Annotated in this window: 15 protein-coding genes; 2 read left to right on the top strand and 13 right to left on the bottom strand. The window is 51.7% G+C overall.

Annotated features, from left to right (window positions below):
- Window positions 1–239: 239 nt before the first annotated feature.
- From CWI35_RS00895 to CWI35_RS00870, 6 genes are all read right to left on the bottom strand, one after another.
- Window positions 240–953 carry a GntR family transcriptional regulator gene (locus tag CWI35_RS00895; RefSeq protein WP_023634484.1) on the bottom strand — a complete coding sequence of 238 codons (714 nt, stop codon included), beginning with the start codon at window positions 951–953 and terminating at the stop codon, window positions 240–242.
- A gap of 158 nt (window positions 954–1,111) precedes the next feature.
- Window positions 1,112–2,524: a glycoside hydrolase family 1 protein gene (locus CWI35_RS00890; RefSeq protein ID WP_020279319.1), complete on the bottom strand. Its 1,413-nt coding sequence runs from the start codon at window positions 2,522–2,524 to the stop codon at window positions 1,112–1,114.
- Window positions 2,525–2,550: 26 nt separating this feature from the next.
- Window positions 2,551–3,870 (bottom strand): PTS cellobiose transporter subunit IIC, encoded by a 1,320-nt coding sequence (gene celB / locus CWI35_RS00885; RefSeq protein WP_021321473.1) that lies wholly within the window; start codon window positions 3,868–3,870, stop codon window positions 2,551–2,553.
- 15 nt (window positions 3,871–3,885) lie between these two features.
- Window positions 3,886–4,218, bottom strand: a complete 333-nt coding sequence (locus tag CWI35_RS00880; protein ID WP_020279317.1) for a PTS sugar transporter subunit IIA — start codon at window positions 4,216–4,218, stop codon at window positions 3,886–3,888.
- A 1-nt stretch (window position 4,219) separates the two neighbouring features.
- The gene (locus tag CWI35_RS00875) at window positions 4,220–4,531 is read right to left on the bottom strand and encodes a PTS sugar transporter subunit IIB (protein ID WP_011231349.1); all 312 of its coding nucleotides are present in this window, start codon (window positions 4,529–4,531) and stop codon (window positions 4,220–4,222) included.
- Window positions 4,532–4,830: 299 nt separating this feature from the next.
- Window positions 4,831–5,136, bottom strand: a complete 306-nt coding sequence (locus CWI35_RS00870; protein ID WP_011231350.1) for a MerR family transcriptional regulator — start codon at window positions 5,134–5,136, stop codon at window positions 4,831–4,833.
- Between the two features lie 180 nt (window positions 5,137–5,316).
- Between CWI35_RS00870 and CWI35_RS00865 the strand changes: the two genes are divergently transcribed.
- Complete coding sequence (locus CWI35_RS00865; RefSeq protein WP_014195964.1) at window positions 5,317–5,532, top strand: Fur-regulated basic protein FbpA; 216 nt, start codon at window positions 5,317–5,319, stop codon at window positions 5,530–5,532.
- Complete coding sequence (locus CWI35_RS18170; protein WP_011231352.1) at window positions 5,492–5,629, top strand: hypothetical protein; 138 nt, start codon at window positions 5,492–5,494, stop codon at window positions 5,627–5,629. The genes CWI35_RS00865 and CWI35_RS18170 overlap by 41 nt, the downstream gene beginning before the upstream one ends.
- Before the next feature lie 81 nt (window positions 5,630–5,710).
- Here CWI35_RS18170 and CWI35_RS00860 read toward each other — a convergent pair whose 3' ends face one another.
- The 7 genes from CWI35_RS00860 to CWI35_RS00830 all read right to left on the bottom strand — a co-directional run bounded on the left by CWI35_RS00860 (window position 5,711) and on the right by CWI35_RS00830 (window position 14,223).
- Window positions 5,711–6,217 (bottom strand): MarR family winged helix-turn-helix transcriptional regulator, encoded by a 507-nt coding sequence (locus tag CWI35_RS00860; protein WP_014195965.1) that lies wholly within the window; start codon window positions 6,215–6,217, stop codon window positions 5,711–5,713.
- Window positions 6,218–6,493: 276 nt separating this feature from the next.
- On the bottom strand, window positions 6,494–7,696 hold the full coding sequence (locus CWI35_RS00855; protein ID WP_011231355.1) for a nitrate/nitrite transporter: 1,203 nt from the start codon (window positions 7,694–7,696) through the stop codon (window positions 6,494–6,496).
- Window positions 7,697–7,931: 235 nt separating this feature from the next.
- Window positions 7,932–10,079 carry an assimilatory nitrate reductase catalytic subunit NasC gene (gene nasC, locus CWI35_RS00850; protein WP_119877394.1) on the bottom strand — a complete coding sequence of 716 codons (2,148 nt, stop codon included), beginning with the start codon at window positions 10,077–10,079 and terminating at the stop codon, window positions 7,932–7,934.
- Between the two features lie 11 nt (window positions 10,080–10,090).
- Window positions 10,091–10,393: a nitrite reductase small subunit NirD gene (nirD, locus tag CWI35_RS00845; RefSeq protein ID WP_033008815.1), complete on the bottom strand. Its 303-nt coding sequence runs from the start codon at window positions 10,391–10,393 to the stop codon at window positions 10,091–10,093.
- Window positions 10,394–10,614: 221 nt separating this feature from the next.
- Window positions 10,615–13,041, bottom strand: a complete 2,427-nt coding sequence (gene nirB / locus CWI35_RS00840) for a nitrite reductase large subunit NirB (RefSeq protein WP_119877393.1) — start codon at window positions 13,039–13,041, stop codon at window positions 10,615–10,617.
- 357 nt (window positions 13,042–13,398) lie between these two features.
- Window positions 13,399–13,803, bottom strand: coding sequence for a DnaA N-terminal domain-containing protein (locus CWI35_RS00835; RefSeq protein ID WP_119877392.1), 405 nt, complete (start codon window positions 13,801–13,803; stop codon window positions 13,399–13,401).
- An 18-nt stretch (window positions 13,804–13,821) separates the two neighbouring features.
- Window positions 13,822–14,223 (bottom strand): acyl-CoA thioesterase, encoded by a 402-nt coding sequence (locus CWI35_RS00830; protein WP_047753060.1) that lies wholly within the window; start codon window positions 14,221–14,223, stop codon window positions 13,822–13,824.
- Window positions 14,224–14,442 lie beyond the last annotated feature (219 nt).

Genomic DNA, 14,442 nt, shown 5'->3' with positions numbered 1-14,442 from the left:
GCAGGAAGGGCTTCGTTTGCTGTCGTTGTAGGGCAGTCGAACCGTGGGACGCACGGGGATGGCTTGGTTCATAGCCTGCCGTTGGGCGGGTGTTCCCAAGAATCTCCCACCTCTAAGCGTTAGCGTAGGTGGGAGAGCGTTCAATAAACCACCAACTCTCTAGAAGAAAGACGGAAAGAACAACCCTGAACGGCAAACAAAACGCGCCTGCCTTCCCGGATCGCGAAAGCAGGCGCCGTTTAGCGGCGGGTGCTGACGGTGACGAATACGAATTTGTCGTACCGATGACGGGAAAAGGAGTATTCAAAGGGCTCTCCATTGTTCAAAAAACCAACCTGTTCCAATTCCAACACCGGATCGTCGGGTGCGCACTGCAAGTACTGGCGATCAAGCTCATTCGGCTTATCCGCGCGGATCTTTCGGTGCGACCCTGCAATCGTTAAGCCGAGTTCGTGAGTGATGTAACGATAAATCGAGCCATGAAGCACCGTTTCGTTGAGCCCCGGGATCAAATGGACGGGCATATACGTCCGTTCAATGACGTACGGTTCGCCATCCACATTGCGCAGCCGGATTAAGTGGTACACCGGTGTGTTCGCGTCGATGCACAAATGAGCAGCCACCTCATCAGATGGAAACAGCACTTCAAACGTGATAATATGGCTTGTCACCTTTCGACCTTTCAATAAACTCGTCAAGCCGAGCGTTTCGTTGCTGACGACGTTCACCAATCCATCAAGCATGGCGGATTTTACAATAAACGTGCCATGGCCGCGCTTTCGATACAACAGCCCTTCGGACACAAGCAGATCAAGCGCCCGTTTCACGGTCATCCGGCTGCAGCCAAACTCCTCAGCGAGCGAGATTTCATCAGGAATCGGCTCGTCTAGGGAATACACTCCCTCTTTAATTCGTCTGCGTATTTCGTTAGAAATTTGCTCATATTTTGGCATCGTTTTCATCCCTCGTCATTGTCCTATTTTCATTGTACGAACAATCATCTGTTTGCACAATAGCCAATGCGGCTTTCTCCTTCACTGCTTTTGCGTTGCCGCTCCGTCCTCCCAACCGACAAAAAGCGCCCCGCTGCCCGGGACGCCTTGCTTTCCGTTTAAAATCCGTTGTTTTCTGCCAACGATTTAAACCAATAACCACTTTTTTTAATGGTTCGTTTCAAACCGTTCTCCAAGTCGACTGCCACGAGCCCATACCGATTTTTATAGGCATTGGTCCACGACCAATTGTCCATAAACGTCCAAATATGGTAACCTTTAACATTTGCTCCTTCTTCAATCGCGCGATGCACCCATTTTAAATGCTCTTGAATGAATTCAATCCGGTAGTCATCGTGAATCATGCCGCTTTCATCACGGAACCGTTCTTCTCCTTCAACACCCATCCCGTTTTCAGAAATAAAGCACTCAATGTTTCCATATTTTTCTTTTATATTAATTAAAATATCATAAATACCTTTTTCATAAATTTCCCAACCGCGATACGGATTCATTTTCCGCCCCGGCATGGCATAGTAATCGAAAAACCGTTCAGGCAAAAACGGGGCGTCCGGATTTGGCATATTTTCTTTTGCCTTGACGCGGCGCGGTTGATAGTAGTTGATGCCGAGCAAATCAATCGTGTTTTCTTTGATCAGCTCGCGATCACCGGCTTCCGTTACAGGCAAAAATCCATGTTCATCCAACAGTTCAATCAAATCTTGCGGGTATTCTCCTTTCACCGCAGGATCTAGGAAGCTCCTGTTAAACAACAAATCGGCAATATGCGCCGCTTTCACATCAGCAGGGTGCTGGCTGCGCGGATAAGACGGCGTTAAATTCAAAATAATGCCGATCTTTCCATCCGGTATCGCCGCCCTGCGGAAGGCGGCAACCGCTTTGGCATGAGCAATCATCGTATGGTAAGCCACTTGTACAGCGCGGCGGAAGTCTACGATGTTGGGGTAATGAAAATCATATAAATACCCGCCTTCCACCGGAACGATCGGTTCATTGTGGGTAAACCATTTTTTTACCCGATCCCCGAACAAATCAAAACAAATGCTGGCGTAGCGGGTATATGCATCCACGACTTCGCGGCTTTCCCAACCTCCGATATTTTGCATTGCTAACGGCATATCAAAATGATACAAATTCACAAATGGCTCGATCCCACTCGCCAATAGTTCATCAATGACTGCATTGTAAAACCGCACGGCTTCCGGATTGACCTCACCGACTCCATCTGGAATCAAGCGTGACCACGAAATCGAAAACCGGAATGAATTATGCCCGATCTCCTTCATCAAAGCAATATCCTCTTTGTAGCGGTGATAAAAATCTGATGTGGTTGACGGACCGACACCGTTAAAAAAGCGATGTGGCTCCTTCTCATACCAATGATCCCAAATGTTCTTCCCTTTCCCCCCTTCGTTTGCCGCTCCTTCGATTTGCGTCGCTGATGTCGCACTTCCCCACCAAAATCCGGCAGGAAAGCGATACGTGATTGGTTGCTTTGATCGTTGTTCCATCGTGATTCACCTCATTTGCTGTATCGTTATGATGCACTTTTCGCAGCGTCTTGCCCCTCTTCCCGCTCTTTTTGCAAGTTCATCCGGTCAATGAACTTTAAGAATGGAAACCAAATGACAAGCACAATCAGGAAATTGACCACTTGCAGCAATCCGCCGGCCAGCGAGTTCGTCGCCATAATGCCGTTGATGAAAATCGGCACCGTCCACGGCACCGCTACGCCGTTAGGCGGCGGTACAAGGCCTGAGGACATCGCCAAATAGGTCACCAACGTGACGACCATCGGTGCCAAAATCCACGGGACGATGACGAGCGGATTCATCACGACCGGCAAACCGAAAATAATCGGTTCATTGACGTTAAAGATTCCGGGTCCGAGCCCGAGCTTAGCCACCTGCTTCATTTGCTTGCTCTTCATAAAGAGCAAGATGGCGAAAATGACAGCGAGCGTCATTCCCGTTCCGCCCATGCCGACCGTGTAAATTTCAATAAACTGTTTGCTGACGACATGCGGAACTTCCCCCGTTTTTGTATACGCATTTAAGTTTTCGAGCGACAGTGTGTTCCAAATCGGATCCATCACCGAGTTAATGATGATTTGCCCATGCAATCCGAAAAACCACAAAATTTGCGTGACAAAAATCGCGATCAGCGTTGGAATAATGCCGCTTCCCAGCCCGACAAGCGGTGCTTGCACTGCATTGTAAATGACATCATGCATGTTTGTCTTAAAAATTTGTGTTACAATGATATTAACGACGAGGAAGAAGGTCAGGGTGACCACCGCCGGAATCAACGCCGCAAACGACTTCGCAACCGCCGGCGGCACCCCGGCCGGCATTTTGATTGTAATATTTTTTTGCACAACCTTCCGGTAAATTTCACCAGCAGTAAATGCGGTAATCATGCCAAGAAACATCCCTTTCGCTCCTAGGCGGTCGAGCGGGATGACTCCTTGCACAGCCTCTTTCCCCTCAACCTGCAAAACGAATGGCGTCAACAAGAGAAAAGAAGCTAACGCGATCGCACCGCCAAAAACCCCTTCGACTTCATAACTTTTCGATAAATAGTAACCAATGCCGAATACAACAAAAATCGTCATCACGCCCATCGTTGCATTTGGAGCAACGCCGAGCATCCCCTTGAATGTATTGAGGCTGTTTTCACTCATCACCTTGTCCAAAAACGGCAAGTTGGCGATGACGACCGCGATCGAACCGAAAATCGTCAGCGGAAATGCTAACATAAACGCATCGCGCAACACTTGCAAATAACGGCTATTGTTCAACTTTCCTGCGATCGGAACGAGAACTTTGCTTAGTTTTTCGAATAATGCTTGGTTCATGTCGCCATCCTCCCTTTACACGTTTCGTTCCTTCAACAGCGCAAGCATTTCTTTTACAATTTCTTTCATTGCCAGCGTTGACATGACATGGTCTTCCGCATGCATAAGAAGCAACGTAAGATTTGTTTCTTCTCCACCCGCTTCTTTTTGAATGAGCTGAAAATGAACATCATGGGCGATGCTTAAGTCTTGCTCTGCTTCTTGAATCAGCCGCTCCGCTTCTCCGACCTGTCCGTTCCGGTATTCACGGATGGCTTGGACGATTTTGCTGCGGGCATTGCCGCTATGCAAAATCAACTGGAAAGCGACTTGTTCATTGGTGAGTTGATTGACATCGATTTTTTCCATCTTACTTGTCCCCCATCAATTTCAATGCCTGCTCATACACTTTTTTGCCATCCGCCATCCCATAAGCCACCATGTCAATGACATCGACTGGAATGCCGTATTTTTGCGCTTCTTTTTGCAATTCCTCTTTCAAAAAGCTCATTTGTGGGCCAATAAGAATGACATCGGCTTGGGCCATCTCTTTTTTCGCCTGATCTTGGCCGACCGCCCAAATCTCTGCCTCCTCACCGACGGATTTTGCATACTCCTGCATTTTCGTCACTAGCAAGCTTGTCGACATGCCAGAACTGCACGCCAATAAAATCCGTTTCATGATTCATTCCTCCTCTTTTCATTGAGTAAAATAAATGATATCGTTTTCAATTTAAATTATATACATTTATTTTTATTTGTCTAGTCATTTAATAAAAAAGATTAATATTTTTAAAATCAACCTTTTAATCCTGCAAACAAAAAAGCACGCACGAATCTCTGTGCGCGCCAAACAACTATGCTCTTACGATTGGACAAACGCCGCTGTGTTTACATCCTGTTGGCACACGGCCAGGCGGTTTTCTGCATGCTTTGCTTCCAAGCAGGGGATGCATCCAAAATTCGAATCTGCCCGCGCCCCTAGGAACGCCGCCGAAAATGCGCATTCATTTGCCCTTTCAACATCCGCTCGCGCAGCTCTTTCGTCATCTCTTGACGGATTTCCCACGTCGATACCCCTTCCTCGCGCTGATTGGCGATTTTCATCAACTGCTCCACATCGGCGAACGAATATTTGCGGATGCCTTTCGAACGGTCAGGGAACACCAGCTTCCGTTCCTCGTAATAACGAATTTGCCGTTGCGACAGCCCGGTCAGTTCGCTGACAACCCCGATCGAAATGACTTTTTTGTATTTGTAGTGATCTTCTTGCGGATGAGCTGTCATACTCCTCACCTCAATACGTTATATTTTCTAACGTAATTATACAAAAAATGATGTTAGCTCGCTAACTTTTGTAAATAAAATTAACATATTTTTTAAATTTCCTGTAAATGAGCTTAACACATTTGCTGTACACTGAAGAAAAAGATAGTATGGTAAAGGTAAAAACAGGGAGGGAATCGAATGGGGACATGGATGAGAAGCGCCGTGCGGAAGAAAAAGCAATTTTATATTGAACAGCTCGTACGGTTCGGCTTAGCCGCTGACCGTGATCGGCTTGAAGAATGGACAATGGCCGAACTGCGACGCGAATACGAACGATTCCACCCCGCCCAGACGATCGAAGGAGGACGCCGCCATGGACAAACAAGCGCTCGAACTGGCCAAGCGCATCATTGAGCTCGATCTGGAGCGCGATGCGATGTTTGAGCAACTGATCGCGCTCATCGGCAACCGAGCAGATGAACTGCTTCGATTTTTGCAAAATCGATTGTAAAACGATCGCAAATGAGAAAGTGCCCTGAATTTCTTCACGGGCACCTTTTCTCATCATCATTCTTCAATAGACAGGGTTACATCAATATTGCCGCGGACAGCTTTGGAGTACGGGCACATTTGACCAAGAAGAATGTTGTTCATCATTCAGCCGCACAAGCAACGACCGCAGCAACATCAACAATTCGCTCCACTCTTGATTGGAAAGCCCTACTCGTTTGACAATTTCTTCTGGTATGCATTGTGCCTTTTGTTTGATTTTCTCGCCCTGTTCTGTTAAAACAATGCGCACAACCCGTTCGTCTTCTGGCGATCTCAACCGTTGAACGAGACCATTCTCCTCCATTCTTTTCAACATTGGCGTCAGTGTGCCAGAATCCAAATACAATCGTTTTCCAAGCTCTTTCATCGTTGTCTCCCCTTGTTCCCACAACACGAGCAAAACGAGATATTGCGGATATGTAATCCCTATTTCTTCAAGAAAAGGACGATATAACTTCGTCAATTCACGAGAACAAGCATAAATGGCAAAACAAAGCTGATGGTCTAAACGCAGCGCATGATCGTTTGACACGATTTCTTCCTCCATTTCTTTTCAAGGTTGGACACCTGCCTCCTTCTCCCTATTATATCGATCTCCCTCTTCGTCTGAAACCCGTTGGAGGCTTTCTGAAGGAAGATGATGAAGAAGGCTCCGCCTGTTTCCTTACAGAGGCGAGAGCCTTCCGAAATCAGTGATAAGGGTGGACGTCGCAAAACCGCCCCCTCTTTGTCAACCTAAAGAAAGGACTGTTTTCCACCAGTTTTTTCGTTCAATCAAACGATTTCCTTTGAAAGTTTGCAGCGCCTCTTTGGGTTGCCCCATTCATTCTGCTGCTTTTTGAGAGAAATGTTCGATCGTAACCGTCGTCCCTTGAAGGCGACGAGCAGCCATCACCGCGATCGCGAAAACGAAAGCAAGCATCCAAAACCCATACGCCGAAGAGCCGGTCCACTGCTTCATCACCCCGAGCACGTTCGGCAGCAAAAACCCTCCCAGTCCGCCAGCGGCGCCGATGATGCCCGTCAACAAACCGACTTCTTTCGGAAACCAGGTTGGAACGACTTGGAACAAAGCACCGTTTGCCGCACCAAAGCAAAGAAAAAGAACGACCATCAATCCGAACACGATGAGAAGGGGCGGCAATGCGCCGATGAACGCAAGCAAAACCGCACCAACGGCAAACAACAAGGAAAGAAGCCGCATTCCGCCGATCCGGTCAGCGAGATAACCGCCAATCGGGCGGATGAAACTGCCCGCAAACACGACGGCGGTGACGAAATCGCCGGCCGTGACTTTACTGACGCCGTATTCATCAAAGAAGAAAATGCCTAAGTATCCCGTCAGCCCGACAAATCCGCCGAATGACAAGCTGTAGAAGAAACAAAACAGCCATGCTTCTTTTCGACGGAGAACGGCTCCGTATTCACGCAACGAAACGGGTTTCACCGCTGTTGGACATTCACGCGCCAGCCAAGCGAATAGAAAAAAGACAACAACTAGCGGGACGAGCGCCAATCCGAACACCGCGTTCCACCCATACGCCTCCGCCAGCCGCGGGCCAAACAGCGTTGCCAGCACCGTCCCGCTGTTTCCGGCCCCAGCGATCCCCATGGCCAGCCCTTGATATTCTTTCGGATACCAGCGGCTCGCAAGCGGCAACGCAACGGCAAAGCTGGCTCCGCCCACCCCTAATAAAAATCCGAGCGCATACACATCCGACATCCGGTCAGCGAACTGCCACCCCCACACAAGCGGCACAGCTGTCACCGCCATGCCAAGCAGACCAGCCCGCTTCCCGCCCCAGCGGTCGGCGAGCATCCCCATCGGAATGCGAAGCAGCGCCCCGCCCAACACGGGAATGGCGACCATCATCCCTTTTTCCGCCGGCGTGAGCGCAAACGACTCAGCGACAAATACACCAAGCGCGCCAAGCAAGTTCCAAATCATAAAGCTGATATCAAAATACAAAAACGACGATAAAAGCGTCGGCGCATGCCCGACGCGCCAAAACGATTTCCTCGCCATCTTCCCCCGACTCCCCCTTGGCACAGAGTGTTTGTTATGTTAAAATGGAAATGAAAGCGATTTCTCCACCTACTTCCCGCCGTATTGCTGGGAAGTTTTTTTTCTGCATTCGTGATTCATTGAAAAATTCGGCGATTGACTAGACCCATCACCATAGCGTTCCCCGCTCGCGAACCTTGATGAGTGCGGTTTCCAACTGCTGATGAGAGGCAGAACGATGTTTGAATCTTGATGGCTAATTTCTCCCTAAATCGACCACCGGCCGCACCCGAGCTGCGCACCGCTTAAACGCCGGCATCCGGCAATGCGGATCGAGCTCATCGGACGTAACGTTGTTGATTTGCCCAAGGCCGCTCCAGTGGAACGGGACAAAAATGGTATCCTCGCGAATTTGATCATTGTAACGGCTGCGGACGACCGCCGCACCGCGGCGCGTTTCAATGTGCACAAGCATCCCTGGGCCGATCCCGTATCGTTTGGCCGTCCTCGGGTGGATTTCCACGACCGCCTCCGGCTGCCGCGCCGAAAGCGCCGGGCTCCGCCGCGTTTGCGTTCCGCTCAAATAATGAGCAAGCACCCGTCCGGTCGTTAAATAAAACGGATACCATTCATCCGTCTCCTCTTTCTCCGGCCGAAACGGCAAAACCGCAAACCGAGCCTTGCCGTCCGGATGAGCAAACCGTTCCGTAAACAACCGAGGAGTCCCAGGATGATGCGCATCGGGGCAAGGCCAGTAGACACGTTCGCGCCGAAGCCGCTCATACGTCACACCGTAATAATCCGCTTTGCCGCCGCGGCTCGCCAACCGCAGTTCATTGAAAATCTCTTCGGCTGACGTGAACGGGAAGAAGCGGCCCTTGCCAAGCTTGTGCGCAATCGCGCATAAAATTTCCCAATCATGTTTCACCTCCCCAGGACGCTTCCGAGCCGCCGGCCGAAAGCACACCCGCCCTTCGACGTTCGTCACCGTGCCTTCGTCTTCCAAATACGACGAAACAGGCAGCACGAGATCGGCCAGCTCGGCTGTTTCGGACAAAAACATATCCGCAACGACAAGAAACTTCAGTTTTTGCATCGCTTTGGCCACAAACGCCGCATTCGGGCTCGAGACGACGGGGTTCGACCCCATGACCAACAGCCCGGTAATCTCGCCCGCACCGATTTTTTGCATCATTTCATACGCTGACACCCCCTTTCGCGGCAGCTCATCCGGCGCAACGCCCCATACGCTTGCGATATACCGCCGGTGTTGCGGATGCTCAATGCTTCGGTAGCCCGGCAGCTGATCGGCTTTTTGTCCATGCTCGCGCCCGCCCTGCCCGTTCCCTTGTCCGGTGATCGAGCCAAACCCAGAGCCAGGACGGCCGATGTTTCCGGTTGCCAGCACGACGTTGATCCACTGTCTGACCGCCGCATAGCCGTCCGTCTGCTGCTCCAAGCCGCGCGCCGTGAGCACGATCGCATCGGCCGCCTCCCCGTACTTTCGCGCCGCCAAGCGAATCTTCTCTTCCGGCACGTCAGTCAGCCGGACGATCTCATCCATCTCCACTGCTTCTATGTGCTGTTTCCATTCGGCAAACCCAACCGTCCGCTCGCGCACAAACGCTTCATCGATATATCCTTCGTCAAGCAGCACTTTCCCGATGCCGACGGCCAGCGCCGCATCCGTTCCGGGCTTGAGCGGCAGGTGCAGATCCGCCAACGCCGCCGTTTTCGTTTCCCGCGGATCCACCACGATGATAAAAGCGCCGTTCTTCTTCGCTTCATAAAAATACGGCATCAACGTCGGCTGGCATTCGGCGACATTGGTCCCAGCCAAAATGATCGTCTGGGCGAGTGGAATGTCGGAGAGCGGATTCGTCAACCCGCGGTCAAGACCAAACGCGTCGTTCATCGCGGCCGCGGCCGCCGACATGCAAAAACGGCCGTTGTAGTCGATGTGCCGCGTCTTGAGCGCCACGCGGGCAAATTTCCCGAGCAAATACGCCTCCTCGTTCGTCAAGGATCCGCCGCCGTAAACAGCAAACGCATCGACTCCATCTTCCTTCTGAATGGAGATGATTCGTTCCGCGATTAGCGAAAGCGCCTCCTCCCAACCGACCCGCACAAACCGGCCGTCCACTTTCGCAAGCGGAACCAACAGCCGCTCGGGATGCAAAGCGTGCTGGTGGGCGTTCATCCCCTTTAAACAAAGGCGGCCGTTGGACGTCGGGTTGTCGGTTGGGACCGCCTTGTAGCGGCGCCGCTCTACAATCCGCTCCTCCACCAGCTGAAGCGTGCACTGGACGCTGCAAAACGGACATTGCGTCGCGGCGGCCGTTTCCGACGCCCGTTCTTTTTCCTTGGCGCGAAAGTAGCGCAGCAATTCGTTCGTCATCGCCATTCCCCCGCTTCCTACAGCTCGACATATACCAAGCCGTCTTTCACCGCCGCGCGGTACGTTTTGACACACCCTTCATCCGGCGCCTGCACCCGGCCGTCTTTCAGGCAAATTTTCCAATCATGGAGCGGACAAAACACAAACTCGCCGCTCACAATACCTTGTGACAAATCGCCTCCTCGATGCGGACAGCGGTTTTCAACGGCAAATACTTGATCGTCACCCGTCCGGAACAACGCCAGCTCACGATTCCCGACCCGCACGCATTTTCCGAGCCGCTTCGGCAGCTGTTCCAATGTTCCCACTTCCACCTTCATCCTCTCTTCGTCCTCCTCCTGCATCGATGTCTGATCCTGTTTGGCCATTCCTTTACAAACTTTCATGAACAACAACGTAAAATCGTCGTTTCGCAAACGAAAACCTCGTTTCCGGCTGGACGATGGCCATCATTTCCCTCTCTTCGTTCCAGCATTGATCCTAACCCATGATCAATCCAGGCGGCGGAACATCAACTTTTTCCGCCCGCCGTCATCCCCCTTCATTCCACCGGCACCGGCTCTTTGTCGCCGATATCGCGGAACAATGTTTGTTGCAGTTCATCGTTTTCGACGATTTCCCGCCACGGATCTTTTGTCGCCGAAAGAGCTTTATGAAGCCGCTCAAGCAGCGCGCGGCGCGTTTCCACATCGAACAACACTTCGCGGATATGCTCGAGCCCAACGCGCTCGACCCATTTGGACGTCCGTTCCAAATAATGCGCGGACTCGCGGTAATATTGCAAAAAAGCACCGGTCATCTCGATCACTTCGTCTTCCGTCTTGACCGTGCAAAGCAAGTCAGCTGCACGCAAATGGGTGCCGCCGTTGCCGCCGACATAAATCTCCCATCCGCCCTCGACGCCGACGACGCCGACATCTTTAATGCCCGATTCCGCACAGTTGCGCGGGCAGGCGGAGACGGCCATTTTCACTTTATGCGGCGTTTTCAGCCGCTCAAATGTTTGTTCCATCCGAATGCCAAGCCCGGTCGAATCTTGCGTCCCAAAGCGGCAAAACTGCTTGCCGACGCACGTTTTCACCGTCCGAAGCGCCTTGGCGTAGGCGTAGCCTGACGGCATGCCGAGATCGGCCCAAATGCGCGGCAAATCTTCTTTTTTCACCCCAAGCAAGTCAATGCGCTGCCCGCCGGTGATCTTAATCATCGGCACGTTGTATTTTTCCGCGACATCGGCGATGTTCCGCAGCTGTTCGGCTGTCGTCACCCCGCCATATATGCGCGGCACAACGGAGTACGTGCCATCGGCCTGGATGTTGGCGTGCAGCCGTTCATTGACAAACAAAGATTCCGCTTCTTCATCGTACTCACCCGGATAAAGCATGCCCAGGTAATAATTGAGCGCCGGACGGCATTTGGAACAGCCTTCCTCGTTTTTCCATCCCAATACACTCATCACTTCTTTGACCGTCATCAACCGTCTTTGTTCGATGGCCTCGAGCACTTCCTCGCGGCTTAGGTCCGTGCAGCCGCAGATCGTTTCTTTCACCGCATACCGGTTCGCTTCTTCACCAAGCATATGCTCAAGCAGCTCGGCGACAAGCCCTTTGCATCCGCCGCACGAGCGAGACGCGTTCGTATAGTCGCGCACCTCGGCGACCGTCTTAAGCCCGTGTTCGGCAATCGCCTGACAAATCGCGCCTTTTGTCACCCCGTTGCAGCCGCAAACAACATCGGTGTCGGCCATCGCCGCCGCAAGGCTTCCCTTCCCGCCTAAAGCGGCTGGGGCAAACAGCGACAGCGAGAGCGCCTCAACCGAATCGCCGCGCTGGATCATATCGAACAGCTTTCGACCTTCGCTCGTATCGCCAAACAGCACCGCCCCAACGATTTTCCCTTGGCGAACGACGACTTTCTTGTACACCGAGCGCGCTTCGTCGTACAACTTGATCGATTCCGTGCCCTCAACGTCCATAAACTCGCCGGCTGAGAACACATCGACGCCTGACACTTTCAGTTGGGTCGAGACGACGGATCCTTCGTACGGCTTTCCTTTTCGGCCGCAAATCGCTTGTGCCAGCACTTTCCCCTGTTCATAAAGCGGAGCGACGAGCCCATACACAACACCGCGATGTTCCGCGCATTCACCGACCGCGTAAATGTGCGGCACGCTCGTTTCCAAGTAGTCATTGACAACGATCCCTCGATTCACTTCAATGCCGCTTCTCCGCGCTAAATCAACATTCGGACGAATACCGACCGCCATCACCACCAAGTCGGCGGCAATGGACGTACCGTCCTTAAACCGCACTCCCTCCACACGGCCGTTGCCGAACAATTCGGCCGTCTCCTTGCGAAGCAAAACGTTCATCCCTTGTTTCTCCAGCTCCCGCTGCAACAGCTTCGAAGCGGTCGGATCAAGCTGACGCTCCATTAAATAATCGAAGATATGGATGACATCGACGTCCATCCCTAAGTTAAGCAGGCCGCGCGCGGCCTCTAAACCAAGCAACCCCCCGCCGATGACCGCCGCTTTTTTGTACGTCTTCGCATATTCGATCATCCGCTCGCAATCTTGGATATCGCGAAACGCCGTCACCCCAGGCAAATCCGCTCCCGGCACCGGCAAGATAAACGGGTTCGAGCCCGTGGCTAAAATCAATTCATCGTATTCGACTACCCGCCCGCGGTCGGTCCGGACGAGCTGCTCTTCGTGATCAATGTCCGTCACCGTTTCGCCAGCAAACAGTCGAATGCCGTTTTGTTCGTACCATTCCCAACTGTTCAAGGTAATCTCATCAATGGACGTATCCCCTTGCAACACCTTGGACAACAAAATCCGGTTATAGTTCGGATGCGGTTCGCTGCCAAAAATCGTGATCTCAAACGCCTCGCGGTCAAGTTTTAAAATCTCCTCGATGCAGCGAACCCCCGCCATGCCGTTGCCGATTAACACGAGTTTTCGTTTCACGTCGCCATCCCTCCATACTTCATACGTTGTTCCACTTTCTTATTGTCATCGATGCAGCCAAAGCCGGATCGTCATCACCAGCAACTCCCATAATCCGATTGTTCTTGTTCGCATCACCCTCACATTCCCCCTTTGCCTTGGTTGTGCCCATCATATCACGTCAAACATGAAGCATGTATTTTTTATGTAAGTTTATATAACACACTTTTAACAAAAAACATGAATAATCGCATGAAAAATTAGAGTAATATACGTATTTGTTGGAACCATGTAACTTTTTATCACATAAAGAAGCGACCTTCCGCTTGATGGAGCGGAGGCCGCTTCTTGTTGGAGGTTTGCTCGTTAAGGGGATCATCAGTGAATCGGACGGGATTCCAGCAGTTCATCGATGATGCGCGCGTAGTGGTCAATGCGCCGCTCCAGCTCCTCCATCTGCCGCTCAAGGCGGGTGACGTATTGACGGAAGGTCATCGGAGCGCCGAATCGCTGTTCGAGCCGCTCTTCGATTTTCTGCCGCTCGCCGTGGACAGAGACGAAGATGCGCATCTCGCGGCCGAACACTTCGCGGACGGTTTCACTGATGAGTTCGCCGTATCTTGTTTGCAGCCATTCACATTGAATGTCGTTGAGGCATTCAATGATGAGCCAATCCTCATCCACCGTCGCCGACGTCGAGGCAAACCACGTGTCAAACGACGGGCCGGGCAGCTTTTGCGCAAGCTTCGTTTTCACTTGCTCCCAAAGATGATGCTCCTTCACACTGTCACCTCCTTTCATCTACTCTCTTGGCTGCCATACATGTTCGCGCAATTTCGCCCGAATGTCATCCGGAATCGGCTCGGGCCGCCCGGTGTCAAAATTGAAATTGACATACACCGCCCGTCCTTTGGCGCACACCACCCCGTTTTGGTGGATTTCTTCATAAATCGTGAGGCTTGTGTTGCCGATGCGTTCAATGCCGGTATACACGGTCACATCTTGCCCATAATACATTTGGTTGACATAATCGACTTCCATGCGGATGATCACCATTCGCCAACGTTTGAATGACAAATCAGGCGTAAACAGCTTGAAAATTTCATGCCGCCCCGCTTCAAACCAAACGGGCACGGTCGTATTGTTAATATGGCCGACGCCGTCCGTCTCCGACACGCGCGGCGTAATGACAGTCGTAAACATGAACGCTCCTCCTCCACAAGAACTGGAATCGTCTTTTGTCGAATTTCGGCGGCTGATGTATATGGGTTCGCCCCAACGTGTGGAAATTCCTGCTTCTCCATCAAGAAAACGTGAAAAACGTCGCCCCTTGAGCGGAAGGGGATCCAACCTGAGGAGCGAGACCCTATTTCCAACAGCCAAAGAAAAAACAGGAGCCTGAAGCAGCCCCTGTTTTTGTGT

Origin of the sequence: [Bacillus] caldolyticus (assembly GCF_003595605.1) — a bacterium.
Taxonomy (GTDB): Bacteria; Bacillota; Bacilli; order Bacillales; family Anoxybacillaceae; genus Geobacillus; species Geobacillus thermoleovorans.
Note: the sequence above shows the minus strand (reverse complement) of the source record. Positions and strands in the feature narration are given on the sequence as shown.